Source organism: Aquimarina megaterium XH134 (assembly GCF_000520975.1).
Lineage (GTDB): Bacteria > Bacteroidota > Bacteroidia > Flavobacteriales > Flavobacteriaceae > Aquimarina > Aquimarina megaterium.
The window spans coordinates 1-18725 of sequence record NZ_JACB01000057.1; the positions used below are offsets into that span (position 1 = coordinate 1).

The 18725-nt window shown below is 33.7% G+C and carries 17 protein-coding genes; 6 read left to right on the forward strand and 11 right to left on the reverse strand.

Going from position 1 to position 18725, the window contains the following annotated elements:
* Positions 1–145 precede the first annotated feature (145 nt).
* From Z053_RS0124450 to Z053_RS0124490, 9 genes are all read right to left on the reverse strand, one after another.
* Positions 146–451: a hypothetical protein gene (locus tag Z053_RS0124450; protein WP_035096738.1), complete on the reverse strand. Its 306-nt coding sequence runs from the start codon at positions 449–451 to the stop codon at positions 146–148.
* A gap of 236 nt (positions 452–687) precedes the next feature.
* Complete coding sequence (locus tag Z053_RS0124455) at positions 688–1410, reverse strand: hypothetical protein (RefSeq protein WP_152538389.1); 723 nt, start codon at positions 1408–1410, stop codon at positions 688–690.
* Between the two features lie 85 nt (positions 1411–1495).
* Positions 1496–3931: a DEAD/DEAH box helicase gene (locus Z053_RS0124460; protein WP_025667595.1), complete on the reverse strand. Its 2436-nt coding sequence runs from the start codon at positions 3929–3931 to the stop codon at positions 1496–1498.
* A 3-nt stretch (positions 3932–3934) separates the two neighbouring features.
* Positions 3935–4708: a hypothetical protein gene (locus Z053_RS0124465; RefSeq protein ID WP_025667597.1), complete on the reverse strand. Its 774-nt coding sequence runs from the start codon at positions 4706–4708 to the stop codon at positions 3935–3937.
* Between the two features lie 180 nt (positions 4709–4888).
* Positions 4889–6094 (reverse strand): hypothetical protein, encoded by a 1206-nt coding sequence (locus Z053_RS0124470; RefSeq protein WP_025667598.1) that lies wholly within the window; start codon positions 6092–6094, stop codon positions 4889–4891.
* Between the two features lie 366 nt (positions 6095–6460).
* Positions 6461–7378, reverse strand: a complete 918-nt coding sequence (locus Z053_RS30500) for a DnaJ domain-containing protein (RefSeq protein ID WP_025667599.1) — start codon at positions 7376–7378, stop codon at positions 6461–6463.
* Positions 7379–7856: 478 nt separating this feature from the next.
* On the reverse strand, positions 7857–9311 hold the full coding sequence (locus Z053_RS0124480) for a S41 family peptidase (RefSeq protein WP_025667600.1): 1455 nt from the start codon (positions 9309–9311) through the stop codon (positions 7857–7859).
* Between the two features lie 504 nt (positions 9312–9815).
* On the reverse strand, positions 9816–10589 hold the full coding sequence (locus tag Z053_RS30505) for a helix-turn-helix transcriptional regulator (protein WP_025667601.1): 774 nt from the start codon (positions 10587–10589) through the stop codon (positions 9816–9818).
* Positions 10590–10662: 73 nt separating this feature from the next.
* Positions 10663–12147, reverse strand: coding sequence for a hypothetical protein (locus Z053_RS0124490; RefSeq protein WP_025667602.1), 1485 nt, complete (start codon positions 12145–12147; stop codon positions 10663–10665).
* A 167-nt stretch (positions 12148–12314) separates the two neighbouring features.
* Here Z053_RS0124490 and yiaA point away from each other — a divergent pair, with 167 nt between their 5' ends.
* The 6 genes from yiaA to Z053_RS0124515 all read left to right on the forward strand — a co-directional run bounded on the left by yiaA (position 12315) and on the right by Z053_RS0124515 (position 15947).
* Positions 12315–12791, forward strand: a complete 477-nt coding sequence (gene yiaA, locus Z053_RS0124495; protein WP_025667603.1) for an inner membrane protein YiaA — start codon at positions 12315–12317, stop codon at positions 12789–12791.
* Positions 12792–12955: 164 nt separating this feature from the next.
* Positions 12956–13312, forward strand: a complete 357-nt coding sequence (locus Z053_RS0124500) for a hypothetical protein (protein ID WP_025667604.1) — start codon at positions 12956–12958, stop codon at positions 13310–13312.
* A gap of 131 nt (positions 13313–13443) precedes the next feature.
* Positions 13444–14724 carry a DUF2157 domain-containing protein gene (locus tag Z053_RS30510; RefSeq protein ID WP_025667605.1) on the forward strand — a complete coding sequence of 427 codons (1281 nt, stop codon included), beginning with the start codon at positions 13444–13446 and terminating at the stop codon, positions 14722–14724.
* A gap of 16 nt (positions 14725–14740) precedes the next feature.
* The gene (locus Z053_RS0124510; protein ID WP_025667606.1) at positions 14741–15286 is read left to right on the forward strand and encodes a GDYXXLXY domain-containing protein; all 546 of its coding nucleotides are present in this window, start codon (positions 14741–14743) and stop codon (positions 15284–15286) included.
* On the forward strand, positions 15283–15486 hold the full coding sequence (locus Z053_RS31185) for a hypothetical protein (RefSeq protein WP_152538390.1): 204 nt from the start codon (positions 15283–15285) through the stop codon (positions 15484–15486). The genes Z053_RS0124510 and Z053_RS31185 overlap by 4 nt, the downstream gene beginning before the upstream one ends.
* Before the next feature lie 116 nt (positions 15487–15602).
* Complete coding sequence (locus Z053_RS0124515; protein WP_025667607.1) at positions 15603–15947, forward strand: DUF6515 family protein; 345 nt, start codon at positions 15603–15605, stop codon at positions 15945–15947.
* A gap of 85 nt (positions 15948–16032) precedes the next feature.
* On the opposite strand, the gene Z053_RS0124520 is transcribed toward Z053_RS0124515, so the two are convergent.
* Together Z053_RS0124520 and Z053_RS0124525 are read right to left on the reverse strand one after the other, a co-directional pair.
* Entirely contained in the window at positions 16033–16644 is a 612-nt protein-coding gene (locus tag Z053_RS0124520) for an SPOR domain-containing protein (RefSeq protein WP_025667608.1), read from the reverse strand.
* 437 nt (positions 16645–17081) lie between these two features.
* Complete coding sequence (locus Z053_RS0124525; protein WP_025667609.1) at positions 17082–18683, reverse strand: hypothetical protein; 1602 nt, start codon at positions 18681–18683, stop codon at positions 17082–17084.
* Between the last annotated feature and the right edge of the window lie 42 nt (positions 18684–18725).

Sequence of the window (18725 nt, forward strand, 5' to 3'; positions counted from 1 at the left end):
AAAACCACTCGAACTGACGGGTAAACACGCTACGTCACAACACAAACGCTATGTCACGTCGAGTGTTTTTTTGAAGCATAGCGTATAAAAAATGTATCGAGATGCATTTGAAAACGATAATATGATGGGCACTCAAAGGGTACAATCACACCAATTCTATAAGATATTTTAATCGATGATAACACTCTTTTGCCAGGGGGCGTAGGGATTCTCCCATGGGAGTGATGTCATAATCGGTAGCCATACTCATAAAAGCGGCATAGGTCTCGGCCAGGTAATCGTTTTTTTTCTCACTGGGGATATGCATAAGCTGGTAAATGATTTCTAATATCTCTAGATGATGTGTATTTGATCCCTCTAATCCCAATTGCGCTAAGCCGTATACCAATTGGCAATGTTTAAGATCTTGTTGTATCAAATCGATGATAAGCTGCTCATTGTTTTGGTGCATGGTATCTGTTTTAGTAACAAAACAAATATCAGTCAATCATAGGAGATTCTTGTCATACAAAAAGTTGACAAGGTGTTTTTATTTAGAAAACGGAAAAGTAAACCCTACCATTTATTCTCTTTTAGAAATCTCTAAAGCTTTGGAAGTTTCGTTACCGGAGTTGGTGACGTTTTAAAGATCTTAATTTGCGTATTACACGGATTGCAAATCTGTGTTATTGAGCTAAATTTCCAATTTCATATATTATATAGAGTTTTTTTATTTCGGACAAAGTTTAATCGATATTCCATCCAGCCTTTATGCTCAGATGAATTTGGAAATAAAGATTTAAGAGCTTTATCCGAAATTAAGTCCAAATAACATTCAATTCGTATAGAAAATTCATTCATTAAGGGAACAAGTTCAAATTTCTCAACGACCTCATGACTGGAAACAATCATTAAACCATTTCCCCATTTAGATATTGTAGATTGCCCTAATCGATAAGATTCTTTTTTCCTTTTATCTTGTTCTATAACATTTACATAATTTGGAGTATGTGCGCCTAGTTTATTTCTTATATCAATTATTTTCAATGCTTTTAATTCAGTAGCTATTTTTTTCTTGTAGGGAACTTTAAATAATTCAATAAGCTCAATTGTAGATTGCATTTGTAAATAAACAGCATTTAATACACCATAAAGTCTAAGGTACATTTCTCCGTGTCCATTTGATGTTGTAATAAGTCCATTTTTATAAAATTCAGAAATAGCGAATTGACTATCTTCTGTTAAGTCAATACAAGCTCTTAATCTTAAATGATCGTCCGTGTTTTCAAATTTCAAATTTTGATTGAGTATTTTTTTATAATCTTCCTCAGTCTGATAATTTTTAACAGGAATATATCTTAAAATTCCAAGTAGAATTTCACAATAGATTTCAATTTTACTCATTGAATTTAAGTATTCGTCGTCTGTCATTTTTTGAATTGTATAGAATGTTTGGATATAAGTAGCGTGATTGGCAGGGTGCATTACTTCATACCAGTTGTCAGATGTTGGTTTTTTACAATATGTATTTATTCATTTCGTACCGATTTAAATCATTAATTGTCGTTAAATATTCTTTAAATTCTTCATTAGCGATAAGGTTGTTAAAAGAATCAAATTCAATGTTCTTTAATTGATTATCACTTTCCAACTTTCCAATTAGGCTAATTGTCAAGCCACTTCTTGTTAATGCAATTTTCTTTTGATTAGTAGTTCCATATATGAAGCTGTTGTATTCTTCTTGTGATATTAAATCAAAGTCAAAAAGCATGACTATAAACCTGTTCAATTTAAAGCTAATAAAATCATCCTCCATTTTTAATTTAACAATTGCTAGATTAACAATTTCTTCCGTTGTTTTAATTCCCAAATTTACGTAGTTCTTAAAGGAGCTATCAGTATTATTGTCATATGTTATTTCACCATATGTCTGTCCAACATAAAGTAGACGCCTTTGTAGGTCGGGATTTCTGGCTAATTCCTTGAAGTATCTTAAATGAGAAACTACTCGTTGATTGAATGAGTCTTTTCTTAGATTTGAAATATAATTATCATAATAATTTCTTGCTTGCTCATTTTGTAACCTATTAAATTCATAATCAGAAATTTCTTGAGAATTTAAAAATATGGCATGAACTTTTTCAATAGTATTTAGTGAATCCCAACCATTGAATTCTCCATTATTTACTAATTCTCTATTTTGAATAAATGACGATAAAAAAGAATCTATATTAGTGTAATAGTCAATTATTCCGGACTCAATTAGGTATTGTTTTAATTTCCCTTTTTCTGTAGTTTGATCTTCTAATAAAACAACTTCGTTTTCAAGTATTTTTTCAACAGATAATTTTTGCTCATTGCTAAGTTTTGAATCATCAAATCTTTCCAAAGTAGGATTGTCAATTTTATCTTCAAAAATTCTGCTTCTAAGTAATCTTATTTTTTTATTATGACCATCGGCATATTCTTTGTTGTTAATGAAATGAACTTTTGGGAGTAATTTGTTTAGGTCTAAATTGTCAGAATTAAATATTTCATTAAGTCTGTTAATCCTTCCGATTAAATTTATCAACTCTTTACCATTTAAGCGATATGTATTTAGTATGAAGAGTGAGTCAATTGGCAAGTTTATTCCTTCTAAAATCACGGAATTAGCTACTAAAAATTTTATAGATTCTATTTCCTTGAACTTACTTTCTAAATATTCTTTTATTATATCTGGTAATTTTCCATGAAGATAAATGATACCATTCTTTAAATATTTAATTCCGTAAAAATCCTCATGAACTTCTTGTTTCAAAACATTCAGAAGATTGTTTATATCACTATCATTTTCTATTAAAGACAGATGATTGGAAAGGGATTTTGCTTCTGTTTCTATTTTTCTTGGAGAATTTTCATAAATAAAGTTCTTTGCCAGAGAATTTTTTAGGATGTAATTATACTTGTTTGGGACACTGGATTCAAGAAGATAAAACTGATTTACAAAACGATTGTATTGATATTTATTGTTTGTTATTGTTAGTTCAAATATTTCTGGTTCTTTAATGTTAAAATGAATCTTGTGAGAATTAATATTTTGATTTCTCGAAACACGTAAATTTGATACATCATCAACTAAAGGGGATAGATAAATAATCTTTTGATTAGGATTGTTTTTTAAATTTCGAGCTATTAATCTAGATAATAAAATTTGACGGTTTCCACTATCGTTCTTGAGAAGATTGTGAGCTTCATCTACAATTAAAGCGTCAAAAATTATATTTTTTCTGCTAATTAATCGAAGGGCTCTTTCTTGAGTAAATATAGCAATGAAACTTGATTCACCATTATACATTTCATCATGAATAATTATTCTCCTTGCTAAGTTTGCATTTCTTATCATGCGATAAGTTTGCATTAATAGTGATTTTGTAGGGACAACAATTACTACTTTTGAATTTTGGGCAACATTACTTCTTATGTAATCAACAATTATAGAACTTTTACCAAAAGAAGTTGGTGCTAAATAGGCTTTTTCATTTGTTATATCTTCGAGAAATTTACTGCTTTGCAAATTCTGTTCTAAAGTTTCAGTATAATCGTTCGGATTCTTGAATTCCGCTATTCGCAAGCTTACAATGTAGTCAACTAATTTTTCTTCAGAGTAAAGTTCTTCATTAAGTAATGATTGAACAATAGGGAAAAAGCCAAAGTTTACTGAAAAATCATATAAAGGAATATAATCATTGTATTTGTTTGAATATTTAAGAATAATGTAATAGGCAATGTCTGCATATGTTTTGTATTTATTGTTTTTCTCATAATGTTTTATAAACAATATTGCGGTGGCAAGCATAAAAGATTTCTCATAATATGAAAGTGTATTATTAATGGTAAGCTTTTCAAAGACAGTCTGAAATAATTCAGTTTTACCAATTGCAGTCAGATTTCCCTTTATTCTACTTAACATACTTCATAAATTTAAAAAATCTTCTAAAAGCTCTATTGACTTATTGTTTATACAAAGAATGTTTATTCCTTTGAAAGTCTTGGAAGCAAGTGAGGAACGAATTTGAGATTCTAATTCACTTTGATTTATGGCATTCCAAGTACCTTCTAGAAAAATTGTGGACGCTGGTAGAATATTTAAGTTTTCGATTTTTGTATACTTTTTGTTGTCAAAATCATCAGTCAGAATTTTCAGATTTTTACGTATATCATCTGCACTTTTCACATCTATATGACAAGCATGATTGTACGCATTTCTCCATGGATTATTTCCGTTAACATCTTTTACTTTATTTTTCAAATCTGTATACGCTTCGGAAAATTTGGAAGGATGAGTGTTTCCAGGAATTGAATTGTTTCCTGATTTGCTTTCAAGAATCCACTCTTCATTGTTAATTGAGTAGTAACCATCAAAGCCTTTTTTTATAGACCTTTCCTCTAAATTGTAGAATAAAAACTCTTGCTTAAAACCTGCTTCATTCATATAAACATGAATCATAAATTCGGCAACCGCTCCCATTTCAATTGTAGTACCTTTCTTTCTTTGCAAATAGTCATAAAGCCTTCTTTTTACAAGTGAAAGATCAGTCGAAGTGTTTCCCTCTGTTATTAGCCTTATTTTATCGTTTATTAAATTTCCTAAATCAGGAGAAATTGACTCTATTTCTATAATATGTAAAAAATTATTATTTCCAAGGCTAATTGGTGGATTTGTAAATATTTGAGTTGTTTTGGACATTTATTTAATTTCTTACTTGCATCAAACATCTAGATTATGGTTTGTACGAGAATTAAAATTACTGAATTTCCTATTAAGTACTTAGTCAAAACTTTTTATTTTATTTTAAAAACCACATTTCGATATGCTCAATACTGACTTTAAAGATTTGGTGGTTTTTGTACATATTGTTAGCCTAAGTTATTCTTCTCTAACTTCATTGCTATAATCCAATAAATTTTCAAATCTTCTTAATAGGTGTTTGTCCGTTATTTTTTGAGCAATTTGTCTTTTCTTTCTTAACTTTTCAAGCCCTTCATTAGCTTTCATTCCTTCATTTTTAACAATTCTTGTTATGATTGGTGCAGCACCATTACTGAAAAATACAGGTCTATGTGCACTCCATTGTCCGAAACTTCTTTCTCCAAGGTAAATCCTTGTTAATTCACTTAAAATATCTTCGTAATGTTCTTTTGGACAATAGGCAATACCACCAATATCTTCTATTTTAGCACAAACTTTCTTTTGTTCGCTCCAACTACTTCCTGTATCACTTAATTCTTTTTTAAGTATTCCAAAAAAGTCTTTTAACCTTACTTTTTTGAAGTAACCTAAAGCACCACAAGCGTGACTTATTTTAGCTGTTTTAATATCAATACCAGATCTATCAAGTTTATTTTCTAAAATTGAAGCAATTTCTATAGTAACTGTCTTATCAGTCATTGCTTGAATATGCCTTAATAACTCAATACTGTTTTCTCTAACTATATCTGGTTTTTTATCATCAGATGCAAATGAAATCAACAATTCAGTAATTTCCTTTTTTCGTCCTTTTGGCGCTCTTGTATAATCAGTTAAAAACTCTTCGCTGACCGAAATGTTAGTATCGCTTTCTACAAGTTCTCTAGCATCTGTTACTTTTAATAATTCAATTGGGTCTTTTGAAAGAACTACATCTATGGATGTCTTAAAAATGTAAAAACAATCTTCAAGTACTGCTTCGTACTCATCATCTTCGTGTTCAAGATCTCGTCTTATTTCATAACATCTGTGTATTCTTCTCCATTCAGGTCTTTTTAGTATTCCCATTCGATATGCCAAATCAATCGTTTTGGAAACATTATATTCTAAAATATCTTCTTCTCTTTTTATTGAAGGTAATTTGTAATTAATTGCGGTCTCATTTGCGATATCAACTCCAACTATGAGTATTTTTTCTTTTAAATCGTGAACAGCCGCATTAAATAACCTTTGACATGCACTACTTGGGTCTATCGGTAAAAGTCGATTTACTCTTTGGATTAAATTTTTCCCTTTCCAAACTGGTCGAATTCCATCAAGTAAATTTTCAATTCCACTTTTACTTATTGGTTCTCCAGCAGGTATGATTTCATAATTTTCACTCATTTAGTTCGATGGTTGGTTTTAATGTTGCACAACAACGACGATATATGCACCAAAACACATACACCCATTTATACATATCGACAAGCATTCATTTCATCATAAAAACTCCCGCCTATCAATGCTCTTATGTTTTAATCCCCTAAAACTACAGCTACCTTTTTTATTACGGTTACGGGAAACCACATGGTAGGGGAGAAAGTTTTTTGTATGTGATTTAGGTATCAGGTGTCAGGTATCAGGTGTTAGGTCTGAGGTTTTGGGTGTTAGGTATTAGGTGTACCCTTCGGCTGCTCTCAGGGTACGTGGAGGGATTGCATGGATTACAAATCTGCCTTTACTTTGAGATTAGATAAGAATAGACCGTTTTTATCGATTCTTTGGGTCGGCTCCATATTTATTAGTTCCTTCTGTTCCGTCTGCAAATAGAACATATAGCCCGAAAACTACATTGACGTAAGGAATTAAGAGAATAAAATACCACCAACCACTCATATTAATGTCGTGTAATCTTTTTATTGCTTGAATTGTTAGTACTACCCAACAAACAATCGCTATAATTGAAGAAAAAAACAAAACTACTTCATTACGAGAATTTTCAATAACTGCCATTACAATTCCAGAGAGTAGTCCTAATAAAATTAATCTAATAAGATAATCCTTTCTTCTTAATCTACCTTTTGCCGACCAAAACGTTTCTGGTTTTATGTTATTAGCAGAGCTATATGAAGTTGTTTTTTTATAGGTGCCAGAAAATCCACTTTTATGAGTTGATTGTGTTTTAGCATCTCTAAATACATTATTTTCTAGAATAATCTGTTTAGATACATATCTAGAGATATTTGTATTTGTGGCTTTTAGTTCAATCGTTACGAATTGTTTATTAATGTTGTTGAGCTTTAATGTTTTACTGCCATTTGCACTCACTATTCCAAATGGTTTAATTTCAACCAAGTCTGCATTAAAGGTTCTCCATTCAAATCTTATTTCGTCTCCACTATAAAATAAAGTTTTATTAGATTTGAAAAAATCTATTATTGGTTTAAAATCAGAATATGAATTCTCTTGATTAGCCTGATGATTTGTTTTGCTATCATACTCATTTCTTTTTTGAACATTGCTTAAAGTTTCATACGCCTCTTGAATTTGTTTAAACATATTTTCAAAAAATACATCTCCGTTATTTTTATCTGGATGAAACTTTATTGATAATTTTCGGTACGCTTTCTTGATCTCTTCTTGAGAAGCTGATTTTTCAATCCCCAGTGTTTTGTAATAGTCTGTCATTTATTTTAAATGTGTGGCTTTTCTTAAATTATGCAAAAAGAAACAGGTTTAATAGTGATCTATTTCTGACCAAATACTATTTATATTAAAAACTCACGTCTATTATTTAGTTCCCTAAAATTACAGCTACCTTTTTTAATACAATAGCGGGAAACCACATAGTGAGGGAGAAAGTTTTTTGCATGGGTTAGTAGGTGTTAGGTGTCAGGTATCAGGTATCGGGTATCAGATATCAGGTGTGAGGTGTTAGGCGTACCCTTCGGCTACGCCTGTCCTGAGCCTTTTGATACACTCAGGACAAGTTTGTCGAAGGGCTCAGGGTACGTGGTGGGCTCAGGGTACAGTATGGGTATGTCACATCGAGTGCGTGAGGAACGAGCGTGTATCGAGATGGATTTGAAAACGATAATATGATGGGTTCTCGATACAATTTTTCTCCATTACATTACGAAAAATCACTCGAACTGACGGGCATTTATTATTTCAAACTCATCTTTTTAATCGCATACTCTAGTTGTGTGTCTCTATGGGTAAGGAAATCTTGGTAGGTTTGTACTACAGTATGATCGGGTTGTATGCCATCGCCATACTGCTCATCGGGTAGTTGTCGAACATCCTGCTCCAGGTCAACTATCGAGAATTTAAGTTCTAATTTAGAATGGGGTAATTCATAATGTACAGGGATATGTCCCGTATGGCCATAGTACCCGCCCAGTGTTTCTTCGCCGATTACGGTAGTATTATCGTCGCTTTTTACCAAACTGGCAAATAGAGAGCCTGCCGAAGCTACAGGAGGATCAATCAAGAGTACCAGGTCGCCTGTAAATGCATTTGGTTTGGGTTGCCAGGCAGGATTAAAGGTAGCGTTTTGATAATATTTACCATCCTTAAAAATCGAATGCTCTTCTTTTAATTCTTTGGCTAACTCATCGATATCATCATCGAGATAATAATTAGGAAAAGGGATTTCCTGAAAAAGGGTGTGTGCCGTAGTGTTTTCTCTAAAACTTCGATCGGTGAGATAGGAGTATAGCAATAAGTCGTTTGGGTCATTACCGCCGCCATTGCCTCTTACATCTACGATAAGCTTTTGGGTATGGTTATCTTTTAGCGCTAAAAAAACCGAATCCAAAAAGGTGGCGTACTGCTTATGGCCTTCAGATTCGGGTCCTCCCATAGCAAAGGTGTTGATGTTTAGATACCCAATACTGTCTTTGTATGTAAAGAAATAGTCTTTGGTAATACGGTTATCATAGGTAGCAGAATGACGCTTTTGATAGGTATTAAAAAAGGTGTTATAATCTACACTTTGCACCGTAGCAGATGTAGATCCTGCTTTATTTTGGTACTGCAATGTAAATTGCTGCTGCTCCCCAAAGACCAGATACATATAAAAAGCAAACCAGTCAGAATCCAGATCGGCATATTTACCGGTTTGGTTATACCCATCGGTACTTATAAAATGCCCGCAGCGTTTTGCGACTTCGTCTATAGGCATTTTGTTTATAGATAAAACTTCACTACCCATAGCAATATCGTTGTAGGTGTAATTTGTATAGAGTTTTCCGTCGATATATTTTAATGGGATAGGAAAGAAAATGTTTTTTTCATTTAATGCTTCGTCCAAAGCCTCGGGATAGGTCAAGCCGTTATGGCAACTCCCGGTGTAATCAATAACATTCCAAAGTAGGGTATAAAACTCGCGATACGATGTGGTCTCAGAAATCTGAGCTTTATTGGCAGCAAAAGCACTATCTACCTGTTCTTTTTTACGATATTTATAAAGCCCTGCATTCGCTTTTTCATAGATAGATTGAAAGAGGAGAAAATCTTCTTCCATTTGATCGGGGGTCATAGCAAATAGCAAATCTTTTTTTTCAGCTTTGCATGAAAAAAGAAGAATGATACTAAGGATTGCAATAAGATGCTTCATATATAACTGATTTCTACAAAGAACGAAGGATCTTGTCTAACAGGCTTGTATAATATTGACAATTTTATAATCTGAATGCGACCGAAGCCAAAATGTTTAAAAAAGCGTCAGTTCGAGTGGTTTTTTGTAATGCCCTCTCGACTACGCTCGAGATGACAGGAGAAAAATTGTATCGAGAACCCGTTTTTACTATCGTTTTTAATTGCGTCTCGATACATTTTTTCTACGCTATGCTTCAAAAAAACACTCGACGTGACGTAGCGTTTGTGTTATGACGTAGCGTGTTAGCCCGTCAGTTCGAGTGGTTTTTCGTAATGTAATAGAGAAAAATTGTATCGAGAACCCATCATATTATCGTTTTCAAATGCATCTCGATAGCTCTGCTGAGCCTGTCGAAGTACAATTTTATCAACCGCTATCGCTACTGATAAAATCACTCGATGAGACGTAAGAATATATAAAGAAAAATCAACAAGTTAGAGAACATGTCAATAGTAGGTAATTTTATTTGAGAACTGGTAGTAACCGATCCTGAAATACTTTGGGTGATATACCAATATACCTTTTAAAAGTCCTCGAAAAATGAGCCATATCGGTAAAGTTATACTGGTAAGCAATCTGGGTAAGTTCTGAGTTTTTATGGATAGCTGTTTTGGCAGCCATGATCTTTTTCATTAACAGGTAGTTTATAGGTGTTAAGCCTGTCTCTGTTCTAAATTTTCTGGTAAAACTAAACTTGTTGATATTGGCGATTTTGGCCAAATCTTCTAAAGAGATTTTTTGAGTAAGGTTGTTTTCGATATAACAAGTAATGGTATTAAAATCCCGAATGCAATCATCATATTGATAAGCCGAAACAGTAGAGTATAGGCTTAGTTGCCGGATAAAGCTTTTTAAATACTGCTCGGTTATGCTTAGATCGTGTTTTTCCTGGGCTTCTTTTAATTGAAAAAACAATCGAATTAATGTGTTATCATGGATAACCCGTTCTGTAAAATTTAAGGTCTTACCATTAAGAAAGAATTTTACCACATCATTAGAGAGATAAAGTGTATCAAAACTCACCCCAATATCTTTGTCTAAAACAGGCGTGGTATGTACCTCGTAAGGATGTGTAACAGAAATGGCGCCGGCACTACATAATAAAGTTTGGTGCTGTAATTGCGTTTGCTCGATTCCCGAACGAACATAAGAGATACAAAACGTATCGTGATAATGCATCGGGAAATCCTGCGCTTGATCTGTAATGGATAAAAATTCAAGATTATCTAATGGCATGGTATGATCTCAGGTTAAATTTTTCAGGAAATTAGCAAATTTATGCGATAGACCACACAACTCACCTCTTTTTTTATTGATGTACCAGCTGCAAAGTGTTTTCATACAGCGTACTACCTTCGACCTTAGTCTTTATCCAGGCATAAAAACTCATATCAAAAATGTCTTCGTCTTCGGGAGTAGGAGTGGTGAGTGTAGTATACATCTTATCCTTAAATGCTGCTGTAGTGACCACCTCTGGTTTGCGGTAATATATAGTGGCTAGTTTTAAGAATTCTGATGCCCGCGTTTCTCTATTGTTCTTAAGGTACGTACCGTGTTTCTTTTTAAAACTGTTTACTCTGGATTCTACGATATCGATATGATCCAATTCTATACGCAACAGGATCTCGATCAGATTTTTCTTAATTACCCAGGCCAGGCCCGCTTTTTCGGTATACCAGTGATCACTGTGGTAAAAATCATTAAGAATACCCAGGGCTTCTTTATACTGTTGTTGCTGAAAATAAAATACAATATGACTTAGCTTAAGATCCAGGATATATGCGATCTGTTCTTTGTATTTTTCATAATCAAAGGTATCTAAGATCATAATAGCATCTTTTGCCCGGCCAGTATAATTAAGATTAAGCGAGTGTAGTAAGGTGTATTGCGGAAAAAATCGCTTGTAGTACTTGTCCTGGTGTTTTTTCATCTGCTCATGCATAAGGACCAGGTACTGCTGCGAGGTCGTAAAATCTTTACTTCTAAAATAAGAATTGGCTACATAATACAGAATCTGGATATGGTAGAAGAGGTGCTTATCGATTACATCCTCTTTGGCATCTATTTGTGTATAGACTTCTTCTACAAAAGGAAGTATAGTACGATAATCCCTGGTGATATGAGCCGTTTGATTTGTAATCTCCAGGATCTTAAATAAGGATCGAAACGTAAGATCTTGTGTGATCGATAATCCAAATCTGGATAAGGTGTTTTTTATAATCGGTACGGCATCTCTTCGTTGTTTCATGAGTTCGTGCTGCACGGTGGCATAAAACAGGTTTAGGTTTTCTTCTTGCTGTAGCGATTTTTTATTACTCCTGAAATTAGCAAATAAAGCTTCTATTGCTATACCACGATTAAGATGAGCGTATTGAATCTGGGTGTAGTAAATCTCATTTAGGATACTGAAAAGTGCATAGGTTTTGGCCTTTTGCTCGGCTTTGGCAATGGTTTTAAAAGCAATTTTATATTGTTTCTGTTCAAAGAAACTCCTGCTGGCTCTAAGGAGCTTAAGAGTTTCCATCTCTTCTGAAGTTTCTTCCTCAAAACTTTTGGCGGCAATAAAATCAATGAGCGTATCATGCAATCTTTTGCATAGAGCGTGATACGCGCCCTTGGCTCTTTTGCCATAAATCTGGATATCGAGATCTTTAGCAGTTGATGTGGTATCCAAAAGCTTAAACAGCTGTATGTTTTTGGTATCGTTTCTTTTATTCTTTTGCCGCAATATCGCGATGAAATTTCGCTTCGATTCGTCGGATAAGGTGTGGATTATAGAAGAAATAACATGCATTGTATCGTAAGTATAATTTTGATAAATATACTATGAATATTGATAGAGTTAGATTATTAACATAAATATATCGTAAGTTTTTGTTGAAAATAGAATTTTATATCAACGCATATCATCGCACATTTGTCCTGTTCGAATGAACAATTGAATCATCAAAATCAATTATTATGAATTACAAATTTAGTAACGATGTATCCGAGGATACCGTAATCGAAAATGTAGAAAAGAAAGAAAACAAAGTATATGATCAAAAGCCAACACCGGCTTTTATATCAGCATCATGGTCTGCACTGTTTATAGGAATGATATCCTATTGCACCGGATTATGGAATGCGGGTATGGTACTTAACGAGAAAGGATACTACTTTACCATCCTGCTATTTGGATTGTTCTCTGCGGTATCTGTGCAAAAAAGTGTTAGAGATAGGCTAGAGGGAATCCCTGTTACCGATATCTATTACGGGATTAGCTGGTTTACCACGCTTACCTCTATTTTATTGCTGATTATCGGCCTGTGGAATGCCGATCTGGAGCTTAGTGAAAAAGGGTTTTATGGGATGTCTTTTACCCTAAGTTTATTTGCTGCCATTGCAGTGCAGAAAAATACCAGGGATAAAAAGTTTATCGAAAACAACGAAGAGTAATTAAACCCGAATTGTGCATTAGCACTTCGATATAAAGGGTTAACAAAAAGTGAAATCAAAAGAAGGGGCCTTAGGGGGGCTTGAGGTCTCTTGTTTTGATGATTAAAGAAGACGGCCGTGTGGCTGCGGCTGTCTTTTTATAATCATTAGTAGGTCTAATAAAGATGAAAGAAATCAAAAATATAGTACTTATAATCAACGCATTGGCTTTTGTAACCACCTTAGGGTGTTACGGAATTATGGGAGAGAAAGATGGGTTATTTGCTCAAATTTTTCTTGGCGGCATTCAGCTTGGTATTGGGCTGGGTTTTTTTATTCAATGGAAAAAACGAAGTGCCAAGGTAAAAAAGAATGTATTGGTATACTGGGGTATAGTTTTGTTATATGGTGTTTTATTTCAGATGGAAACAAATGATCTACATATGAATAGTAACAGAGAGTTGATTTTCTTAGAGATTATACCCATGTGTATCGCCGCGTATTCTGTGTTTATTACATATCTGAATATAAAAGATAAGTAGAGATGAGTGCAAAACTGGTGCATATTATAATTTGTAAGTATTCCTGTATACAGTTTTATCGATTAACATTTTAATACTTTTTAATTCAAAAATGCACAACGGATTAAAAGTCCATTAAACAACAATATATTATGAGTTCAAAATTTAATAAAGAGCTGCAAACACTGGTAGGAGATAAGATTATTTCTCCAGAGCTTGCAGATAAAATAGAGCAATACTATGCTACCAAAGATGTGGGAAAGCCTAATAAGCTGTTTATGATCTTTGGGATTTTTGGAGCGTTATTAGTGGGGTCTGGTATTATTTTAATGCTGGCACACAATTGGGATGATTTTTCGCGATTAACAAAAACAATCTTAGCATTTGGTCCCCTGCTATTGGGGCAAATCTTTACAGGATTTTCAATACTAAAAAATAAAAGCGTCACCTGGAAAGAAGCTTCGGGGACTTTTCTGTTTTTCGCAGTGGGTGCTTGTATGGCACTGGTAAGTCAGATCTATAACATCCCGGGAGAATTAGGCTCTTTTTTACTTACCTGGATTATCCTCTGCTTGCCATTGGTATACCTGTTACGATCACATGCAGTGGCCTTGCTTACCATACTACTAAGTACATACTATGCTGTAGAGGTTGGACTATGGAACTATAGAAACACAGAAACTCCCTGGTTATATATTGTGTTTATAGGAGCTATACTACCGTATTACTACAGGCTTATCACAACAAATACGGCCAGCAATACGGTTACCATTTTTACCTGGATTTTACCGGCAAGTATAGCAATTGCATTAAGTGCATTTATCGGCCGTAGCGAAGATCTTGGTTTTGTGATGTACATCACCATGTTTGGCTTCTTATATACGATAGGAAGACTTCCTGTATTTAAAGAGTTACGAACACTTAGAAATGGTTTTTTGATCATCGGTTCGCTAGGGACAGTAGTATCGTTGATGATTTTTACGTTTCGTTGGATATGGGACGAACTCCCAGAGACATTTAATTATGATACTCAGGAGCTCTATACAGCAGTAGTAGTATTCTTGTTGAGTATCTCTGTGTTGGGGTATACGGTTATAAAAAAGGGAATACGGGCTGTTAATCTGTTTCAGGTAGCTTTTGTAGTCTTCCTTTTAGTGTATTTCTTACTTCAGGATACAGGTGTTTTACCGGTTGTATTAATGAATGCATTAGTGTTTGCCCTGGGGATGTCTGCCATAAAGATCGGAGCAGATAAATTTAACTTCGGGATCCTTAACTATGGATTATTGATCATTTCGATTCTGATCATTTGTAGGTTTTTTGATACCGGAATGAGCTTTGTTGTTAGAGGAATTTTGTTTGTGATGGTAGGAGCAGGGTTCTTTTTAACCAATTATATCATGCTAAAAAAACAACAACGTATTAAGAAGTAATTAAAAATATAGAGATATGAAACCGATTTATTTTATAGTATTTATAGTCTTGGCGGTAGTACAAATTGGGACTCCGCTAAAGATGATTTTTGATAAGGAGGATATCCTGATTTCGGGTACGGCTTATAAATTTAAAACCAGGCCGATTGATCCTACAGATCCGTTTAGAGGAAAATATATTACCCTTCAGTTTGAAATGGACTCTTTTACAACATCAGATACTAATTATGTATACGGAGATAAGGTACGAGTGTACATAGAAAATGATGATGAGGGCTTTGCAAAAGTTGCTGGAGTAAGTAAGGAGCTTCTTGATATTGGTAGCGATTATGTTATGGCCAAAGTAACGAATACGTACAATAATAAAATCATGTTCGAACTCCCGTTTGATAGATTTTATATGGAAGAAACCAAAGCATACGACGCAGAAAAAGCCTATAGGGATATGAATAGAAATAATAAAAAAGATGATGTCTATGCAGTGGTATATGTTAAAGATGGCGCATCGGTTTTAAAAGATGTAATTATAGAAGGGATACCAATACAGGAGTATGTAGAATGAGTTGTTATGCATTAATCCTAATTTGTTTCGGGATCGAGTGTTTTTTCATTCCAATAAGTTGTCATCCCAGACTTGATCTGGGATCTACTTTTAGAGATGGATTATGGATTCCGGCTGAAGTCTATGCTGAGCGTAGACGAAGTGCCGGAATGACAAGAGGTGATTATATTACAACAAATCGAATTGACGCTTTTTTATAAGATGAATCAAAATACATAACAAGTGTAAAATGATAAAAATCACATTTTTAATATTATCAAATTAAACCTTTTTGTAATCCTGAAGTCTTATAATTAGAAATCAAAATAGTAAGGATATGCAAAGTATAATGAAAATAGTGGTGCCGGTTGTATTGTTTGGATTTTTAATTACGTCTTGTGCTACTACAGTGCAAGTGCGGCCGGCACGAGGAGTTGTGGTTACCAAAGTACATCGCCCTAAAATTATAGTACATAAAAATGTAAACTATTACAGAAGCGCAGGCGTATGGTATGTAAAAAAGAATAGAGTCTATAAACGAGTTAGCGTTCCTGCCGGAGTACGAGTGGCTACTCTGCCAAGAGGCTATAAAACGGTAAAAGTAAGAGGTGTAAAGTATTATACCTGTAAAGGAGTATACTACAAGAGATCAGGTAAAAGATATATTGTAGTACATGTATAGTTGTTGCATTGAGTTGGTTAGTTAGTTTTGATGGGGATACCCCGGCGTGAATACGTCGGGGTATCCGTTATATCAGAACCTGTAATTACCAGGCCTCTTCAATCTGTAGTCGTTCTCCGTTTTGATATGAAGCGATAAAAGCATTTCTAAACCCGAGTCGTACTAATTCTCTACGAAATTTTTTGGCTTCGTTAAGTGTTTCAAAATTTCCTAAGGCATATTTATTAAATCCACCACTTTTAATTTGTCTGAAATTCACAAAATTCTCAGAATACATAGACAAATCGATACTTTCAAAAGCTCCGATTTGTACAGCATATACCAATTCATCTTGCAAAGAACGACCATTTCCTACTCCGGTACTATTGTTAGCATTCAATTCCTGATTCATAGACAGGTTTTTAACCGTTTCTGTTAGCTCAGCGATTTTGGTATCCCGTGTAGTCACCTCAGAGGTGTGTTTTTTCTTGGTAACCATGTTTTCTGGAGTATTAAAATTCATGAAATACACAGTTCCTGCAACACCTAGTAATGCTATGATACCTAGTATGATGGTTGCGATCTTAAATTTTCGAGAGTTTTCTTTTTCGTCTTTTACAGCTTTATCACGCGCATAATCTACAGCACGTTTTGATTCTTCAGCTTTTTCTATCTGGTCTTTAAAACCCTGTAATTCTTCGTCTGTTATAAAAGGCATCTGATTTGTGTTTAGATATTCAAATATAATTGTTTATTATAAAACTTCAAGGTTTTGTGAGCTTTAGGAATATTTATATATTGCAAACTGAAAATACTACGGTATAAACGTAGAATCAGTAAGGTTATTTAATATATAGATAACATTTATATATAAAAGTATAGATATCTTTGCTACATATAAATAATTGATCGAAAGGGAATTATTTGATTTTGGATATTGATGATCTGTGATATCCAAATCTTTAAAGTTGAGAATACGTAAGGATAACATTTTCGGCAAGGATTACCCGGATGTACTAGGATGTCATTATTGCATTGTTAGAAAAGTATGTTCGAAGACAACTGGGAAAGTCTTGTGTATCCGGAATTGTTTGAGGGGAAAACGCAACCAGTAAGGTTGCGTTTTTTTATTATATACAGTATTTTTATTTACTATTAATTTCCGTCTTGAGTAGTTGCTGAACTACTACATTTGGTAAGTTCATTACAAAACTTTAGTAAACTTTCCTGATTGTTTTTGTACTCTTTATTAGCAATTTTTTCGATTACTGTTGGGCAACCTTCAGCATATTTGGTAAGGTTCTTTTTAAAACCAAAAACAAAACCAGCGGCCATAGTTGATTTTCCTTTTTCACTTCCGGCAGGAAGAATAACCATCTCAGATTCATTAAATAGATATAAATTAATCTTATCAGACTCAAAAAGCACTTTACAAAGCTTATCTGTGGCTCCGCCCAATACCATTTGCCCGGCATCTACAGCTCCTGATTTGATAGAAGATTCTTTAAACTTAATATTTCTGTAATGAAGCCCATCGACAAAGACAAGTTCTTTACATTTTTTTGCACTCTTTACTCTGCTTCCGATTGGAGTACCGTTTTGATCATACTCTACTGTTTTTAGCTTATATCCGATTGAAGCAATATCACTGGATTTGATATCAACCATCGTAGTATCATTTTCTTTGGTAATTAAATATGCTTTATTTAATTCTATATCTGTAGCTTCTTCTTTTTCCTCTTCCTCTTCAGGTACATTGCTTAGATCCTCGGTAAGCACTTTCATGTGTCGAGTGTTTGTTTTATTCGTCTCTAAAGATTTGATGAGCTGATCTGCCTTTTTGATAAAATATTTACCATCTTTTTTATCATAATTATTATCGATGATTTTCTGAGCGTACTCTTTTACTTTCTCTGGCATTTCTAGATAGTAGTACAAATTTGCGATGTTGTAATAACTGGCATATCGTACCTTTCTTATTTTACGTTTATCACCAGGGTAGTTTGGAATTACACTATTAAAATATTCGATAATGGGTTCCATCTCTTTTTTGATCTCATCGATAGGCTCATCGTATTTGATTTTATCAAACGAAGCTTTTACCTTATCAAACGCTTCGTGATGTTTTTGAAATTCTGGGTGCTTTTTCGAACCTAAAATCCATAAATATTCATATTCGGTTGTATAAGGGATGTATCCATATGCACGATTTGCATAGCTATTGATATTGCTTATAATCGTGTTCTTATGAGCAGTTCTATACTTGTTTCTTAAGTTATGTCGATTATTGTTGTAATAATCTTTTGCTTTGGTATAGCTGCCAAAAGTACTACTCTTATAGGTTGTACTTTCTGAATATGTTTTTTGAAAATTGTCTGCAGTCTCTGCATTGTTAAGCGATAAAGATCCAGAAGAGGAATAGGTAACAACTACCATATATTCGTAGCTTACAGAAATAACTTTTCCTTCTTTATCCTTTTTCTCAATTTTGTTTTTATTGATATTGACTTCTCCTATTTCTGTACCGTTAAACGTGTAATTAAAATCTAGTGTTCCTTCAGATTTTACTTTTGAGAATCCAGAAATTGAAATCCCCCTATGATTAGTTGAATACGTTCTTTTGGTATCATCCAGAATGGGTTTTGTGGGTAATTTTACATAAGAAACTTTAAAGTTTTCTTTATCCAAATCTGCACTTTGCGCAAACGAAATTAGACAAAACAATAGGGTAATAGATGTTAGTAATCCTTGTTTCATAATAGTTGAGGTTATTTATAAAATAGCCGCCAATATAGTTAA

Coding starts and splice junctions, on each gene's coding strand:
- Z053_RS30510 (WP_025667605.1), top strand. CDS start 13,444: ATGAGTTCAAAATTTAATAAAGAGCTGCAAACACTGGTAGGAGATAAG.
- Z053_RS0124480 (WP_025667600.1), bottom strand. CDS start 9,311: ATGAAGCATCTTATTGCAATCCTTAGTATCATTCTTCTTTTTTCATGC.
- Z053_RS0124510 (WP_025667606.1), top strand. CDS start 14,741: ATGAAACCGATTTATTTTATAGTATTTATAGTCTTGGCGGTAGTACAA.
- Z053_RS0124515 (WP_025667607.1), top strand. CDS start 15,603: ATGCAAAGTATAATGAAAATAGTGGTGCCGGTTGTATTGTTTGGATTT.
- Z053_RS0124465 (WP_025667597.1), bottom strand. CDS start 4,708: ATGTCCAAAACAACTCAAATATTTACAAATCCACCAATTAGCCTTGGA.
- Z053_RS0124450 (WP_035096738.1), bottom strand. CDS start 451: ATGCACCAAAACAATGAGCAGCTTATCATCGATTTGATACAACAAGAT.
- Z053_RS0124455 (WP_152538389.1), bottom strand. CDS start 1,410: ATGACAGACGACGAATACTTAAATTCAATGAGTAAAATTGAAATCTAT.
- Z053_RS0124470 (WP_025667598.1), bottom strand. CDS start 6,094: ATGAGTGAAAATTATGAAATCATACCTGCTGGAGAACCAATAAGTAAA.
- Z053_RS30505 (WP_025667601.1), bottom strand. CDS start 10,589: ATGCCATTAGATAATCTTGAATTTTTATCCATTACAGATCAAGCGCAG.
- Z053_RS0124460 (WP_025667595.1), bottom strand. CDS start 3,931: ATGTTAAGTAGAATAAAGGGAAATCTGACTGCAATTGGTAAAACTGAA.
- Z053_RS0124525 (WP_025667609.1), bottom strand. CDS start 18,683: ATGAAACAAGGATTACTAACATCTATTACCCTATTGTTTTGTCTAATT.
- Z053_RS0124500 (WP_025667604.1), top strand. CDS start 12,956: ATGAAAGAAATCAAAAATATAGTACTTATAATCAACGCATTGGCTTTT.
- yiaA (WP_025667603.1), top strand. CDS start 12,315: ATGAATTACAAATTTAGTAACGATGTATCCGAGGATACCGTAATCGAA.
- Z053_RS30500 (WP_025667599.1), bottom strand. CDS start 7,378: ATGACAGACTATTACAAAACACTGGGGATTGAAAAATCAGCTTCTCAA.
- Z053_RS0124490 (WP_025667602.1), bottom strand. CDS start 12,147: ATGCATGTTATTTCTTCTATAATCCACACCTTATCCGACGAATCGAAG.
- Z053_RS31185 (WP_152538390.1), top strand. CDS start 15,283: ATGAGTTGTTATGCATTAATCCTAATTTGTTTCGGGATCGAGTGTTTT.
- Z053_RS0124520 (WP_025667608.1), bottom strand. CDS start 16,644: ATGCCTTTTATAACAGACGAAGAATTACAGGGTTTTAAAGACCAGATA.